The 14425-nt window shown below is 60.8% G+C and carries 15 protein-coding genes; 8 read left to right on the top strand and 7 right to left on the bottom strand.

The features are described from left to right. Window positions 1–5 precede the first annotated feature (5 nt). A complete protein-coding gene (locus FB472_RS11590) occupies window positions 6–998 on the bottom strand; it encodes a glycosyltransferase family 2 protein (RefSeq protein ID WP_141991019.1) in 993 nt (330 codons plus the stop codon). A 66-nt stretch (window positions 999–1064) separates the two neighbouring features. On the opposite strand from FB472_RS11590, the gene FB472_RS11585 reads away from it, so the two are divergent. The 5 genes from FB472_RS11585 to FB472_RS11565 are packed head-to-tail and all read left to right on the top strand — an operon-like array spanning window position 1065 to window position 6028. Next, complete coding sequence (locus FB472_RS11585; protein ID WP_141991018.1) at window positions 1065–2009, top strand: glycosyltransferase family 2 protein; 945 nt, start codon at window positions 1065–1067, stop codon at window positions 2007–2009. 53 nt (window positions 2010–2062) lie between these two features. Further along, window positions 2063–3070, top strand: coding sequence for an NAD-dependent epimerase/dehydratase family protein (locus tag FB472_RS11580; RefSeq protein ID WP_141991017.1), 1008 nt, complete (start codon window positions 2063–2065; stop codon window positions 3068–3070). Beyond that, window positions 3067–4050 carry a dTDP-glucose 4,6-dehydratase gene (gene rfbB, locus FB472_RS11575; protein WP_141991016.1) on the top strand — a complete coding sequence of 328 codons (984 nt, stop codon included), beginning with the start codon at window positions 3067–3069 and terminating at the stop codon, window positions 4048–4050. The genes FB472_RS11580 and rfbB overlap by 4 nt, the downstream gene beginning before the upstream one ends. Continuing rightward, window positions 4047–4901 (top strand): dTDP-4-dehydrorhamnose reductase, encoded by an 855-nt coding sequence (gene rfbD, locus FB472_RS11570; RefSeq protein WP_141991015.1) that lies wholly within the window; start codon window positions 4047–4049, stop codon window positions 4899–4901. Before rfbB ends, rfbD begins: the two co-directional genes overlap by 4 nt. Next, window positions 4898–6028: a glycosyltransferase family 4 protein gene (locus tag FB472_RS11565; protein ID WP_141991014.1), complete on the top strand. Its 1131-nt coding sequence runs from the start codon at window positions 4898–4900 to the stop codon at window positions 6026–6028. The genes rfbD and FB472_RS11565 overlap by 4 nt, the downstream gene beginning before the upstream one ends. A 47-nt stretch (window positions 6029–6075) precedes the next feature. On the opposite strand, the gene FB472_RS11560 is transcribed toward FB472_RS11565, so the two are convergent. Genes FB472_RS11560 through FB472_RS11550 form a run of 3 tightly spaced genes read right to left on the bottom strand, consistent with a single transcriptional unit; the run spans window position 6076 to window position 9076 of the window. Further along, window positions 6076–7383 (bottom strand): LCP family protein, encoded by a 1308-nt coding sequence (locus tag FB472_RS11560; RefSeq protein WP_215730442.1) that lies wholly within the window; start codon window positions 7381–7383, stop codon window positions 6076–6078. Between the two features lie 47 nt (window positions 7384–7430). After that, window positions 7431–7934, bottom strand: coding sequence for a 5-(carboxyamino)imidazole ribonucleotide mutase (gene purE / locus FB472_RS11555; RefSeq protein WP_141991012.1), 504 nt, complete (start codon window positions 7932–7934; stop codon window positions 7431–7433). Window positions 7935–7942: 8 nt separating this feature from the next. Then, the gene (locus tag FB472_RS11550; protein WP_141991011.1) at window positions 7943–9076 is read right to left on the bottom strand and encodes a 5-(carboxyamino)imidazole ribonucleotide synthase; all 1134 of its coding nucleotides are present in this window, start codon (window positions 9074–9076) and stop codon (window positions 7943–7945) included. 87 nt (window positions 9077–9163) lie between these two features. On the opposite strand from FB472_RS11550, the gene FB472_RS11545 reads away from it, so the two are divergent. Continuing rightward, complete coding sequence (locus tag FB472_RS11545) at window positions 9164–9727, top strand: GtrA family protein (RefSeq protein ID WP_141991010.1); 564 nt, start codon at window positions 9164–9166, stop codon at window positions 9725–9727. Here the strand turns inward: FB472_RS11545 and FB472_RS11540 are convergent. The 3 genes from FB472_RS11540 to FB472_RS11530 are packed head-to-tail and all read right to left on the bottom strand — an operon-like array spanning window position 9626 to window position 12260. After that, window positions 9626–10927, bottom strand: coding sequence for a UDP-glucose dehydrogenase family protein (locus FB472_RS11540; RefSeq protein ID WP_141991009.1), 1302 nt, complete (start codon window positions 10925–10927; stop codon window positions 9626–9628). The genes FB472_RS11545 and FB472_RS11540 overlap by 102 nt on opposite strands. Window positions 10928–10937: 10 nt before the next feature. After that, complete coding sequence (locus FB472_RS11535) at window positions 10938–11480, bottom strand: PH domain-containing protein (RefSeq protein ID WP_141991008.1); 543 nt, start codon at window positions 11478–11480, stop codon at window positions 10938–10940. 3 nt (window positions 11481–11483) lie between these two features. Then, complete coding sequence (locus FB472_RS11530) at window positions 11484–12260, bottom strand: biotin--[acetyl-CoA-carboxylase] ligase (RefSeq protein WP_141991007.1); 777 nt, start codon at window positions 12258–12260, stop codon at window positions 11484–11486. A gap of 141 nt (window positions 12261–12401) precedes the next feature. On the opposite strand from FB472_RS11530, the gene FB472_RS11525 reads away from it, so the two are divergent. Further along, window positions 12402–13973 (top strand): acyl-CoA carboxylase subunit beta, encoded by a 1572-nt coding sequence (locus FB472_RS11525; RefSeq protein ID WP_141991567.1) that lies wholly within the window; start codon window positions 12402–12404, stop codon window positions 13971–13973. Next, a complete protein-coding gene (locus FB472_RS11520; protein ID WP_141991006.1) occupies window positions 13970–14206 on the top strand; it encodes an acyl-CoA carboxylase epsilon subunit in 237 nt (78 codons plus the stop codon). The genes FB472_RS11525 and FB472_RS11520 overlap by 4 nt, the downstream gene beginning before the upstream one ends. Window positions 14207–14425 lie beyond the last annotated feature (219 nt).

The following is a 14425-nucleotide window of genomic DNA, read 5'->3' as shown; positions in this document are numbered from 1 at the left end:
GGAAGTCAGTCGACGGGCTGCACCACATCGCGCACAGCGTCGAGCGGGCCACGGCTATACCGCCGATAGTTGCCCGCCAGACACGCGCGCGATACAGCGGGAATGCGGCGAAGACGCCCCTCAGGCAGCGAACTGCGCATGAGTTCATGATCGAGCTTTGCGAGTGCGCGCTGCACTTTCTCGTCGCTCACTCGGGAACCGAGCCGCTGGAGTCGGTCGAGAAGCACGCTCATGTTGGCTTCAAGTCGAGCATTGCGGGCCCGCCGCGGTTCGACCATGCGGCGAAATTTGCCCGCAACACTCAACTTGGTGGCCCCGATTTGGTTAGCGCCGTGCTGGCGGTAGTCAATCGTGGGGTGATCAATGAAATCGGTCGAGGCAACCGCGGCCGCAATCAGCCCCAACCATTCGTCGTGCACCCAGCCTGCGGGAAACGGGGCCGCATACTCCACGAGCGACCGGCGAAACACAGTGCAGGCACCGGTAACCAGATTGCGTCGCAACAACACCGAAAAAGCATCACCGGCGTGGATGCTCGCAACCTCCGCCGCACTCACACCGAGTGCCTCAGCAAGCGTGTGACCCAGCGGCCGCCCGTGCGCGTCGACGAGCCGCGCATCACTGTGGATGAGCGAAACCTCTGGCCGCGCAGCAAACTCTGACGCGAACAGCGCAAGCCTCCCCGCATGCCACACATCATCCTGATCGCTCAACGCAATGAGGTCACCAGTGCACGCCCGAATCGCTTGCTCAAAGTTCTTGGTCACACCCAGTGGCGGAATGTTTTCGAGAATCGTGAGTTCAACCGCGGGATAGCGGGCCACGACCTCCCGAACGCGGGCGATCGTGTCATCGCTGGAGGCATCATCCGACACCACAAGCTGCTGCGGCGCTGGCACCTGCTCAAGAATGCTGACGAGTTGTTCGTCAATAAAGGTGGCGCCATTGTGCGTGCACAGGGCGACCGAGATGCTGGGGGTCGACTCAGGCGCGTTCATTGCCCCAGCCTACGGCGGCGAGGGTGCGGCATTGCGCAACGCCAAGCCAACTATCATTGTTGAGTTATGCCAGCCGATTCCACCTCCGGGGTGCTCCCCCGCATCGCAGTGCTGCTCGCGACCCATAACGGCCGCCGCTGGCTTCCCGAACAGCTCGATAGTGTACTCGCGCAGTCCGGTGTTGAAGTTGAGGTGTTCGCGCGCGATGATGCCTCGACAGATGGCACCGCCGAGTGGCTTGCCGAACAGGCCGCGACCGAACCCCGGCTGACCATCATCCCCAGCGACGGTGCATCCGGCAGTGCTGCAGCAAACTTTTACCGACTGGTGCAGCTTGCACCGGCTGACCACGAGTTCTATGCGTTTTGTGATCAGGATGACATTTGGGTTCCCACCAAACTTGCGTCTCATGTGCGATTGAGTGCCGCGCTCGAGGTTGACGGTGTCTCCTCAAATGTGACGTCGTTCACTCCCGACGGCGAGCAGAGCCTCGTGAAAAAGGACTTCCCACAGCGCCGCTTCGATTACCTACTGGAGAGCCCTGGACCCGGCTCCACCTTCCTGATGTCGAATCGACTCATTGCGCTGGCTCGCGACTACCTCAACTCCCCCACCACCACCACCACCACGCCACCGCAGTACCACGACTGGCTACTGTATGTGTTGGCGCGGGCACACGGCTGGAGGTGGCACATCGACGGTGTACCTACCGTCGAGTACCGCCAGCATGACGCCAACGTTATGGGCGCCAATGTTGGTGCTCGTTCCGCGATTTCACGACTGTCGCTGGTTCGCGAACAGTGGCATCGGGGTCAAGCACGACTGCTGACCCGAATCGCCCTCAGTGTTGCCGACGAGGAACATCGACCGGAGCTGCTCCGGATGCAAGACCTCGTCGATCAGCGAAACCTGCGTGCCCGATTTGCTCTTGCTCGTCGCGCATCACAACTCAGGCGACGCCCAAGAGATCAGTGGATAATTGCGCTACTGATTGGCGCTGGTATGTGGTGAATGAACAACCTGTGGTGAATGGACAATCTGTCGTGAACGGACAAGGCAACTCTATGAAGATTCTCGTCGTCGGCGGCAGTGGCTTTATCGGCACTCGACTGCTCGAAACCCTCCACGAGCAGGGTCACCAATTCACCAACTTTGACCGCCAGCTTTCGCCGCGCTTTCCGGATCAGACCGTGAGGGGGGATGTGCGCTCCGCTGACGAGCTCACTGCCGCAAGCGTCGGCCACGACGCCATCATCAACCTCGCGGCCGAACACCGCGACGATGTTTCTCCCCTCAGCCTCTACACCGAGGTCAACGTTGGGGGTGCCCACGCCATCGTCGCTGCAGCCGAAGCTAACGGTATCCAGCGCATCGTGTTCACGAGCACAGTTGCTCTCTACGGACTCGACAAGAACAACGCCGCCGAAGACTCGGTGCCCGAACCCTTTAACGAATATGGCCGCTCGAAGCTCGCCGCCGAAGGTGTTTTCAGTGAGTGGGCGAACGCGGATGTGGCACGCTCGCTAGCCATCGTTCGTCCCTCAGTCGTGTTCGGCGAGGGCAATCGCGGCAATGTGTACAACTTGGCCAAGCAGGTTTCTTCTGGTCGTTTCATCATGGTCGGCAAGGGCGATAATAAGAAGTCGATGGCGTATGTGGGCAACATTGTTGGCTACATTGCGAGCCGACTTGATGCCCCCGTCGGAATCGAGATCCGCAACTTCGCCGACAAGCCCGACCTCTCAACGAAAGATCTCATCTCGATTCTGCGAGACGAAATGAATGTGCACGCGGCGAGCAACCTGCGTCTACCTCTGGGGTTGGGGATAGTCGCGGGCCACATTTTTGATGCTGCAGCTAAAATCACCCGACGGACGTTTCCGATCAGTGCCGTTCGCATCCGCAAGTTTGCTGCCGACACTACGGTGAACACTGACCGTCTTCGCGACTCCGGCTACACCGCCACTTACAGCTTGAACGAGGCTCTCAAGCGCACACTCGCCTCGGAGTTTCCCGCCAGCAGCGCACCAACTTCCGCCGCAGCGCCCACCAACGACAGGAACCCCTCATGAAGATTCTCGTGACCGGCGGTGCCGGATTCATCGGCTCAAATTTCGTTCGACGCACGCTAGAAGATGCTTACCCCGGTGTGGCCGGGGCGGATGTTGTGGTGCTTGATGCGCTTACCTATTCCGGCAACCTGGAAAATTTGGCGCCCGTGGCTGACTCACCCCGCTACACCTTCGTTGAGGGCGATATTCGTGACGCTGCGTTGCTGGATGAACTGCTCGACGATATCGATGCGATCGTGCACTTCGCTGCCGAATCGCATGTCGACCGGTCGGTGCGCGACGCCAGCGCCTTCGTCGAGACCAATGTGCTCGGCACGCAGCGACTGCTCGACGCCGCGCTGCGCGCAAAAACACCGCGGTTTGTCCATGTCTCCACCGATGAGGTCTACGGGTCGATCGCGGAGGGCTCATGGGATGAGCTGCGGCCCCTAGAGCCCAACTCGCCCTACTCCGCATCGAAGGCGGGCAGCGATCTGCTGGCCCGCAGCTACTTCCGCACCCACGGGCTCAACGTCTCGATCACGCGCTGCTCCAACAACTACGGTCCCTACCACTTTCCCGAAAAGCTCATCCCGCTGTTCGTGACCAACCTGATCGATGGCAAGCACGTTCCGCTGTATGGCGACGGCAACAATGTGCGCGACTGGCTGCACGTTGACGATCACTGCCGCGGCATCGCCCTTGTGCTCTCCGGTGGTCGTGCGGGTGAGATCTACAACATTGGTGGCGGCACCGAGCTCACCAACAAAGAACTCACCCAAATGCTCCTCAATCACACCGGCACCGACTGGTCGTCGGTCGACCGCGTCGAAGACCGTTTGGGCCACGACCTGCGCTACAGCGTCGACATCTCCAAGATCAGCGCTGAGCTTGGCTATGCACCGCAGGTTCCCTTCGAGGCGGGACTTGCCGAAGTTGTGCAGTGGTACCGCGATAACCGCCAGTGGTGGGAGCCGCTCAAAGCCAAGGCCGCGCTGTGACCCGAATTGCCGTTGTCGGGGCCGGCGGAATGCTCGGCACCGACCTCATGCAGGCGCTCAGCAACCGCGATGCCACCGCACTGACGCGCACCGAACTCGACATCACCAATCGCGAAGCTGCACTCGACGTTCTCAGCGGCTATGACGTCATCATCAACACCTCCGCCTACACGCGAGTGGATGACGCAGAAACCGACGAAGAGAACGCCCACCTTGTCAACGCGGTTGGCCCCCACAACCTTGCGCTGGCTGCGGCACGGCACGGGTCGCGCCTCGTGCAGCTGTCGACAGATTATGTATTTGACGGAACGGCCACAGAACCGTACGCGGAAGACGCTGCCCGGCATCCAGTGTCGGCCTATGGCCGCACGAAGGCTGCCGGCGAGTTGCTCGCACTTGAGCACAACCCGGGCCGAACCACAATTGTGCGCACCGCCTGGTTGTATGGCCAGCACGGGTCAAGCTTTCCCCGCACCATGCTGAAACTCGCTGCGGACCGCGAAACTCTCGAAGTCGTCAACGACCAGCGTGGACAACCCACCTGGACGGGCGACCTTGCGGCGCAACTCGTCGCGCTCGTCGACTCAGCAATCCCGTCCGGCATCTTTCACGGCACCAACTCGGGGCGTGCAACCTGGTTCGATCTAGCCCAAGCAGTTTTTGTTTGCGCCGGGCTCGACCCTGATAGGGTCAAACCGACCGACAGCTCAGCTTTTCAGCGGCCTGCACCACGACCAAATTTCTCGGTGCTTGGTCATCAAGCGTGGCTTGATGCGGGAATCGAACCCATGCGGGACTGGAAGCAGGCGCTGCACGCCGCCTTTGATTCAGGAGCATTGACTGCAGCATGACCACACTGCGCGTCATCATCGATGAGATGCTCTCACCGACTCGCGGCAGCGTCGCCCGGTACTCAGAAGAGCTAACCCGGGGCCTCATTGCGAGCGCACCACGCAACTGCTTTGTGGAAGGCTTCGTATCGGCATCTGCCGAGGCCGAGTACGCTCTCATTCACGAACGGCTCCCCGATCTGGCCGCACTTCACAAGAGTGCTCTCAGCCGTCGAGAACTGCGCGCATCGTGGCACCACGGGTTCACCAAGGTTCCCGGCAGCGGGATGCTGCACGCCCCCAGCCTGCTTGCCCCGCTTCGCCGCCACGATCGACTCAACCGCGGGGATCAGATCGTGGTCACCGTGCACGACACTGTCGCGTGGACGCGGCCGGAATCGCTCGGCAACCGGCAGGCAGCGTGGAGCCGTGCCATGCTCAACCGCGCGGAAAAATTTGCGGACGCAATCGTTGTGCCGAGCCACACCGTCGCTGAACAGCTCGACGATGTCGCCAACTTTGGTGAGCGTGTGCGGGTGATCAGCGGCGCCGCCAGCACAAGCCTGCGCGTTCCCGATAACGTCGATGAACGCGCCTCGGAACTTGAGTTGCCCCAGCGATTCCTGCTCGCAATTGGCGGGCTAGAGACACATCGCGCGATTGACCACCTCATCCGTGCTCTTCGCGAACTTGACGACGATGTGACGCTGCTGCTGGTTGGGCCAGAACCCGAGGACGATACCGTTGCCGCGTTCGTCGCGGCGGAAGGCCTAACCCCCGAACGTGTTCGCTGCCTGGGAACCCTCAGCGACGAGGATCTTTCGGTGGCCTTCGACCGCGCTGCCGCGTTCGTTTACCCCAACCTTGATGTTGGTTTCGGGATGCCGGTGCTTGAGGCCCTCTCGTTTGGAACCCCCGTTGTGCACTCCGACGCACCCGCACTGCTCGAGCTCGCGGTCGATGCCGGGGTTGTCGTGGAGCGCGAGCCCGCCGAGGGATACAGCGAAGCACTTGCCGACGGAATTTCTCGCGTACTGAATGACGCCGAATTCGCCGAGCGGCTGCTCTATTCCGGACAGGACCGTGCTCGCGCCTTCAACTGGCGCATGTCGGCCGAGAAGGTGTGGCAGCTACACGCTGACCTTTAGTCGCGCCCAAACATCTGCACCGCACCCTGACAACTCGGCGGTGCAGGCTATTCGGCACCGTCGTCGACAACGGTCGGAACTAACGCGGCAGCAACCAGCTCTCGCACGTACTCAAAGTCTGGGTCTTCGGGCACGACATCGTTTGCCGGAATGAGTTCGAGCGAACCAATGGGCAGTGCCCGAGTCTTCGACGCGAGATTCACGAAGTACGGCAGGCTCCCCTGTGGAATGTCGGTCGTGACAACTTTCGAGCCGGCGGCAGCGATGGCCTGAACCTTGGTGAGCACGTTCGACGGGGTGAACTGCTCGATAACGGCCTGTTGAAGTTTGCGTTGACGCTCCATGCGATCGTAGTCGGTGGTGTCGTGTCGTGAGCGGGCATACCACAGCGCATGGTAGCCATCCATGACCTGCACGCCCGGCTGGATCCATTCGGCAACAATCGTAAATTCGGCATCCGCATGAATCGGCACCGCCTCTTCCACATTAATCGTGACACCACCGAGGGAGTCAACCAGGTCCGAGAATCCCTGCATCTCGATGAGGGCGTAATACTGGATGCCGAGGCCGGTTATTCCCTCAACAGCGTCCCGCATCGCTTCGATTCCCGGAGAGCTGCCACTATCAGCAGCGTCAGGATACAGCTCGGGGGTAACGAGTTCTGCCTCGGTGTAAATCGAGTTGAGGAGGCACACGTCGACGTCACAACCGTAGGCACCGTAGCCTTCAGGATACTTGTCGGCGAGGGGCGACCCGGCTACGAAGGGGGCGAGCTCCAGGTTGCGCGGTAGGCCAATGAGCACCGCCTCCCCCGTTTCTGCGTCAATACTGGCGACAGTGATGCTGTCGGGGCGGAGACCATCGCGGTCGGCTCCGGCATCCCCGCCGAGGAGCAGGATGTTGTAGCGGCCGTTGATGGGTTCTTTAGTGGGAGCGGAAATGAAGACATCGCTGAGGAACGAGTTTGCGGTCGTCGCGACGTAAGCGCCGTAGCCCGCAGTGCCGGCAACGACGACGAGAACAACCGCGCTGAATGCTGCGACTACGGTACGACCGGCCGGGGTCGCACGCCCGAGGTTGGCAAGCTGCCAAGCATTCACTGTGAGCACGAGCCATACCACGGCGTAGAACGCCAAAATGAGCGCAATCGCCCACAGCCCGAGCGTGCTGCTGCCAACGGTCAGGAGAACCATTGGTGCCGCAAAACTCAGCACGATAAGGACGACGACGATCAGGATGAACACAAAACTTGCCACAACACCGAAACGGCCGAGCTTGCGGTTTCCGGCAAGAAGTTGCGCCGAGCCGGGAATGAGCACGTTGAGGCCCAGCAGCCACCAGGCGCGTTTGGTCATCGTCTGCGGTGACCGATCGGCCGGCTGACGGAGAGAACTTGCAGCGCTCACAGGCTCGCATTCAGTGCGGCGTTTTTGTCCTCAACGAGCGCTTCGAGCTGCGCGGCGTAGTCGGCAAGTTTCTGAGTAAGTTCGGCGTCGGCCCATCCGAGAATTCGGGCGGCCAAAATTCCTGCATTGCGCGCGCCACCAATCGACACCGTCGCCACCGGAATTCCGGCGGGCATCTGCACAATCGACAGCAGCGAATCCAGGCCGTCGAGGCGTGACAGCGGAACGGGAACTCCGATCACGGGAAGCGTGGTGACCGATGCCAGCATCCCGGGAAGATGAGCTGCCCCACCGGCACCAGCGATGATGACTCGGATGCCGCGGCCCGCAGCCTCCTTGCCGAACGCGATCATCTTCTCCGCACTGCGGTGCGCAGACACCACGGTGACCTCGTGGGCGATCCCGAAATCTTTGAGGGCCGCGGATGCCTCGACCATGACATTCCAGTCAGAGTCTGATCCCATCACTACGGCTACTTGCGGTTGAGTCACGGAACCCATGGTAGGTGTCAATCCTTCAGAATTGCGGCTGCGGCACGCGCGCGGTACACCACGTCGTCGAGATCGTCACCGCTGACAGTGACGTGGCCGACCTTGCGTCCGGGACGCGGCGCTTTGCCATATTCGTGAAATTTGGCGGTAGGTTGGTTGGCGAACGCGATCGGGTAGCGGTCGGCAATGGTTCCGGATGTCGGCCCCCCGAGAACATTGATCATGACCGTCCACGGCGAGCGCGCAGCGGTCGCACCGAGGGGCAGATCAAGCACAGCACGGAGGTGCTGTTCGAATTGGCTGGTGACGGCGCCATCCATTGTCCAGTGTCCGCTGTTGTGGGGGCGCATCGCGAGTTCGTTGATGAGCAGGCGCCCGTCGGAAGTTTCGAAGAGCTCGACGGCGAGCACGCCCGTTACCCCAAATTTTTCGGCGACACTTCGCGCTATCTCGGCTGCGGCATCCGACCGTCCGGCGGTGAGAGCGGGTGCGGGCGCGACCACTTCGGCACACACACCATCCTGTTGAATCGATTCCACGAGCGGCCACAGGGAAATTTCGCCACTCGGGCTACGGGCAGCCAATTGCGCAAGTTCACGCGTGAAGGAGACAAGCTCTTCGGCTAAGAGCGGGTCACCCGCCTCGAACCAGTCAGCCACGTCGCGTGAGGATGACACCAATCGGACACCCTTGCCGTCATAACCACCGCGAGGAGTTTTAACGATCACCCGGCCACCGTTGTCCATCAAAAACGTGTCAAGCTCAGCAGGTGTTGTCACACTCGCCCAGATCGGAACCGGCAGCCCAAGTCGGCTCAGCTCCTGGCGCATCACAATCTTGTCTTGCGCAATTGCCAACGGCGCGGGCCCGGGATGCACGGAGACCCCAGCCTCGATGAGTTGAGCCAGCACATCCTGAGGCACGTGCTCGTGGTCGAAGGTGATCACATCAACGTCGCGAGCGAACGCCAACACAGTGTCGGCATCCCGGTAGTCACCCACCGCTGTGGCAGCCAGCTGGGCTGACATACCGTCGCTCTCGGCGAGCACGCGAAGCTCGATCCCGAGTTCGATTGCGCGCGGGATCATCATTCTGGCCAGCTGGCCCCCGCCAATTACGCCCACGATCGGTGGCACTAGTGACTCCTGCACTGTCGAAGATGATGCCCAGCTTCGGGCCGAACTTTGCGGGTTAGACTTCCAACCGCCCTGCCCATTCTTGTCTACTGCGGAGATCACATGCGAAAGCTGCTCGGCCAATTCTTACGTTTCGGCGTAGTGGGCCTCGGCGGGCTTGTGATCGACATTGCCGTATTCAACCTATTGCGGCTCACAATTCTCTCACCCGACGTTGTTCATGAAGGCCCGATTCTTGCCAAAGTGATCTCCACCACGCTGGCCATTGGTGCCAACTGGATCGGCAATCGTCGCTGGACTTTTGCCACCGCAGGCCGTACCGGCGCCACCCGAGAGGGAGTTGAGTTCGCACTTGTGAGCATCGCGGGGATGGCAATTGGCGTGCTGTGCCTGTGGGTGTCTCACTATGTGCTCGGTTTCACCTCGCTGCTCGCCGACAACATCGCCACCAACGTTGTGGGTCTCGCACTCGGCGCCCTGTTCCGTTTCGCCCTCTACCGCTGGTGGGTTTTTAGCCCCAGCCGGGGAGTGCTTGCAGCCGAAAATGCGGCGGCGGATGCCGTTCTAGGGGCGACCGAGCGCGCGATAGGTCCAGCCGGCCTCACGCCACTGCACCGGATCCAAACAGTTTCTCCCGTCGAGGATCGCACGCACCGCAACGACTGAACCAAACTCGTCGGGGTCAATATCCCGATACTCTCGCCACTCGGTGAGCACCAGCACAACATCGGCATCGCGAGCCGCTTCTTTGGCGGTGGCAACGTAGTCGAGTCCGGGGCGCACCCGTCGCGACGTTTCAATAGCCTGCGGATCGGTAGCTCGAACCCGCCCGCCTAATTCGGCGAGGCGCGCCGCAACGTCAAGTGCGGGCGAATCTCTCACATCGTCAGAGTCTGGCTTGAATGCGAGCCCCAACACCGCAATCCGCGCACCCTCAATGGTTCCGCCGAGCACTTCGCGACACAGGTCAACCATGCGCTCGCGGCGACGCAGGTTGATCGCATCGACCTCACCTAAGAAGTTCAGCGCGTCTCCCGCGCCAAGCTCCGAGGCGCGCGCCATGAATCCACGGATATCTTTGGGCAGACAGCCACCGCCGAAACCGAGACCGGCATTCAAAAACTTGCGGCCAATGCGCTGATCGTAACCGATGGCATCCGCGAGCTGAGTCACATCAGCACCGGTGACCTCCGCCACCTCAGCCATTGCATTAATGAACGAAATCTTGGTGGCCAAGAACGCATTCGCGGCGACCTTGACGAGCTCAGCGGTTGCGAAATCGGTGACCACCCGGGGAATGTCCTGGGCGAGAACGGAGGCATAAACCTCATCAAGTACCGCAACAGCATGGTCATCACCCGGGCGCACCCCATACACCAGACGATCAGGGCTGATGGTGTCTTTCACCGCATAGCCTTCCCGCAAAAACTCGGGATTCCACACCACATGCGCACCGACAGCCTCAATACGTGCGGCAAGTCGCTGGGCCGTTCCCACAGGAACCGTGGACTTTCCCACCACGACATCTCCCGCGGTGAGGTGCGGGATGATGGCATCAAAAGCCGACTCCACCGCACGCAAATCTACTGCGTTTGAGTTCTCCTGCTGGGGGGTGCCCACCGCGATGAAATGAACAACTGCACCGCGAACACGGCTCAGGTCGGTCGTGAATGCGAGCGCACCCGTGGCAAGCGTTTCACCCAGAAGTTCGGGCAGCCCAGGCTCATAAAACGGCGCTTGGGCAGATGCCAGCAGGTCCACTTTCGCCTGATCAATGTCGACGCCGACAACGTCGTGGCCAAGTTTTGCAAGAGAGGAGGCATGAACAGCACCGAGGTAGCCGCATCCAACAACGGAAATCTTCACGCTCGGCACCCTATCCGATGCCCCACGCGGTGGTCTCGTCTGAGGCCCGCGATTCGTCGCGTTGCCTCCTCATCGAAACCACATTCTGATTATTTTCCATGAGGTCGTGCAACGCTGCCTGAGTGATCGTGACCGAGGGAATGTCGCGCAGAACGACCGGATAATCATGGCCAGCGTTAACGACAAGATCACCGCTGCCGAACATGCGCTGCACCCAGTTTTGACGCACCGTGACGTCATAGCCGCGGCTATGCAACAGTTCCTGTCTGACACGAACGAAGACCCCGCTCGAGAGCACAATTCGACGTGTGGTGATGGTGTAGTTTCTGGCGAGCCACCCAAAGAACGGCAAAAACCACGCCACGACGATCAGCAGAATACCCGCCGTAAGAACGGCAAGGTTCTGCCAGTCTTCGGGAAAGCTGCCAAAGAAATAGCCGAGAGCTCCGGCCGCGGCAAGCAGCACGATGCCGGGAAAAATCAGCGCGCGGGCGTGCGAACGAACGCGCGCGACTATCGCCTCGCGTTGAACGCTCACCGTCTCATTTCGCATGACTCATTCATACCGCAGGTGGGTGACGTCCCCGGCCGCGACGTGCTGGAGGCTGCCGTTCGCGTCATCCTTCACGACCAGCTGGCCATGATCATCGACAGTTTCGGCGGTACCAAAGATACGGGCACCCCCGGGAAGCTCAACTCTCACACGACGACCGATCGTTCCACATTCGGTGCGTACGGCATCCGCTATTCCACTGTGCACAGCGTCGAACTCGCCCTCACAATACTGCTCGAACAGGCTCCTCAGTTCTCTCAAATAACTGCTCAGCGCGAGATCGACGCCCGGTTCTGCATCTTCCAACAGCAGGGACGTCGAAACGGATGTTGGCAGCTCATCGCGCTCGATAGTGAGGTTCAGCCCCGCACCAACAACCACCCCCGAACCATCCGCCACCAGTTCGGAGAGCAGCCCTGACACCTTCATCCCCTCGATCTGAACATCATTGGGCCACTTAAGGGTGACTGTGCGATCGTTCACCAAGCCGCGCACGGCCCGCGCCATTGCCAGGCCACCGATGAGCGGCATCCACGACAACGATTCGATGGATGCCTGCGTCGGCGCCAGCAACACCGAGACGGCGAGCGTTTTTCCGGGGGGTGCGATCCACTCTCGGCCCAGTCGGCCGCGACCGGCTGTCTGATTCGTGGTCACCAGCGCAGACAGGTGCTGCGCGTCGCCTCTGGCCGCCCGCGCCAGCAGCTCATGATTGGTCGAGCCAACCGCATCGACGTAATCAAGCAGCGGCACGACAGCGGAACTCAGTGGCAGGTGCATCACTTCAGCGTAGAGGGCGGGGCCCCGTCTCTAGTGTTTCCTCAATGAAACCGACCACAAACTTGTGGGTTCCGCCAACCACACAAGCGGGCGATGGGTGGGTAAAGTGACACAGTGACCGAAGACAATACGACTCCAGACATGTTCACGACCGCCGGCCGGATTGCCGATCTCAAGAACCGCTATCACGAAGCCGTGACCGCCAGCGGTGATGCGGCAATCGAGAAGCAGCACGCTAAGGGCAAAATGACCGCCCGAGAGCGCATCGAACAGTTGCTCGATCACGGATCGTTCGTTGAACTGGATGAGTTTGTTCGCCACCGCACCCACGCCTTTGGCATGGAGAAAAAGCGCCCCTATGGTGATGCCGTCGTCACCGGTGTTGGCACGATCCACGGTCGCCAAGTTGCGGTCTACGCCCAAGACTTCACCATCTTTGGTGGCTCACTCGGCGAGGTCGCCGGCGAGAAGATCATCAAGGTCATGGACCACGCGATGAAGACGGGTGTTCCGATCATCGGAATGCTTGACTCCGGCGGGGCTCGCATTCAGGAGGGCGTTGTGGCTCTCGGCAAGTACGGCGAAATCTTCCGTCGCAACACCCAGGCTTCTGGCGTTATCCCTCAGATCTCAATCATTATGGGTCCGGCCGCCGGTGGAGCCGTCTACTCCCCCGCGCTAACCGACTTCGTCATCATGGTCGACAAAACCAGCCAGATGTTTGTGACCGGCCCCGACGTCATCAAAACCGTCACGGGTGAAGATGTTGGCATGGAGGAGCTGGGGGGCGCGCTCACCCACAACAAGGTTTCCGGTGTCGCGCACTACCTTGCCAGCGACGAAGCGGATGCCCTCGACTACGCCCGCACGCTGGTCGGGTTTCTGCCCGACAATAACCTCTCGGATCCGCCACTCTACGAGAGCGAAGTCGAGTTGGAAATCACGGACGAGGATCGCAAACTCAACACGATCATCCCCGACAGCCCCAATCAGCCCTACGACGTAAAGACGATCATCGAGCACATCGTCGACAACGGTGATTTCTTGGAGACGCAGCCACTGTTCGCCCCCAACATCGTTGTCGGTTTTGGTCGCGTTGAGGGCCGCTCAGTGGGCATCATCGCCAACCAGCCGCAGGCAATGGCCGGAACCCTCAATATCGAGGCCGGTGAGAAAGCGGCGCGGTTTGTGCGGTTCTGTGACGCGTTTAGCATCCCAATTCTGACGCTTGTGGATGTTCCCGGCTACCTCCCCGGCACCGACCAAGAGTGGACCGGTGTTATTCGCCGCGGCGCCAAACTCCTTTATGCCTATGCCGAAGCGACAGTGCCATTGGTGACCGTCATCACCCGCAAGGCCTATGGCGGCGCGTACATCGTGATGGGCTCTAAGCAGTTGGGGGCAGACCTCAACTATGCGTGGCCAACCGCTGAGATCGCAGTGATGGGGGGCCAGGGCGCTGTCAACATTCTGTACCGCGGCGAGATCAAGGCTGCAGAAGCTGCGGGTGAGGATGTCGCAGCAGTGCGCACCCGCCTCGCCAACGAATACACCTACAACGTCGCTAGCCCATTCCTGGCCGCTGAACGTGGCGAGCTCGACGGGGTCATAGAACCTGCGGCGACTCGCGTGCAGGTCGTCAAGGCGCTGCGTGCGCTCCGCACCAAAAGAGCGAGTGTGCCGCCCAAGAAGCACGGAAATATCCCCCTGTGATCGACCCCGATACCGGCGAAAGTCTTCCCGACATCCGAATCGTCTCGACGAACGTTACGCCGGAGGAAGCCGCGGCAGCGACCGCAGTCGTGCGTACAGCGCTTGCCGAGTCTGGAGAGCTAGCCGGGGCGGGCGAACTGGCGCCGGAGTCGACGTGGGCACGCACCCAGCGGCCCATTCGCGCGCCACTATCTCCCGGCCCCGGTGAGTGGAACGCGAGCGCACGGCACTAAGGTTTGTTTCGCTCGAGACTCCGCCGACTGCGAGACCGTACCCCATTTGAATACTCTGGAATCCGTTCAATTCCCAGCAAATTCAGTGTTTTCCGCACTATTAGCTGATTATTGTCCCCCGAGAGTCCCCCAAAGAACCGACTTTGCAGTCCCAATTCTTGGTGCAGAATGTTAAGTGCTAGGTGTCTCTCCACAGGAGTTACACCGCCAAAGATTGGC

The sequence above is a fragment of the Rhodoglobus vestalii genome, from assembly GCF_006788895.1.
GTDB lineage: Bacteria > Actinomycetota > Actinomycetes > Actinomycetales > Microbacteriaceae > Rhodoglobus > Rhodoglobus vestalii.
This window is presented reverse-complemented; position numbering and strand designations above follow the sequence as displayed.

Coding starts and splice junctions, on each gene's coding strand:
- FB472_RS11560 (WP_215730442.1), bottom strand. CDS start 7,383: ATGACCAAACGCGCCTGGTGGCTGCTGGGCCTCAACGTGCTCATTCCC.
- FB472_RS11545 (WP_141991010.1), top strand. CDS start 9,164: ATGCGAAAGCTGCTCGGCCAATTCTTACGTTTCGGCGTAGTGGGCCTC.
- FB472_RS11580 (WP_141991017.1), top strand. CDS start 2,063: ATGAAGATTCTCGTCGTCGGCGGCAGTGGCTTTATCGGCACTCGACTG.
- FB472_RS11525 (WP_141991567.1), top strand. CDS start 12,402: ATGTTCACGACCGCCGGCCGGATTGCCGATCTCAAGAACCGCTATCAC.
- FB472_RS11590 (WP_141991019.1), bottom strand. CDS start 998: ATGAACGCGCCTGAGTCGACCCCCAGCATCTCGGTCGCCCTGTGCACG.
- rfbB (WP_141991016.1), top strand. CDS start 3,067: ATGAAGATTCTCGTGACCGGCGGTGCCGGATTCATCGGCTCAAATTTC.
- FB472_RS11535 (WP_141991008.1), bottom strand. CDS start 11,480: ATGCGAAATGAGACGGTGAGCGTTCAACGCGAGGCGATAGTCGCGCGC.
- purE (WP_141991012.1), bottom strand. CDS start 7,934: ATGGGTTCCGTGACTCAACCGCAAGTAGCCGTAGTGATGGGATCAGAC.
- FB472_RS11565 (WP_141991014.1), top strand. CDS start 4,898: ATGACCACACTGCGCGTCATCATCGATGAGATGCTCTCACCGACTCGC.
- FB472_RS11530 (WP_141991007.1), bottom strand. CDS start 12,260: ATGCACCTGCCACTGAGTTCCGCTGTCGTGCCGCTGCTTGATTACGTC.
- FB472_RS11585 (WP_141991018.1), top strand. CDS start 1,065: ATGCCAGCCGATTCCACCTCCGGGGTGCTCCCCCGCATCGCAGTGCTG.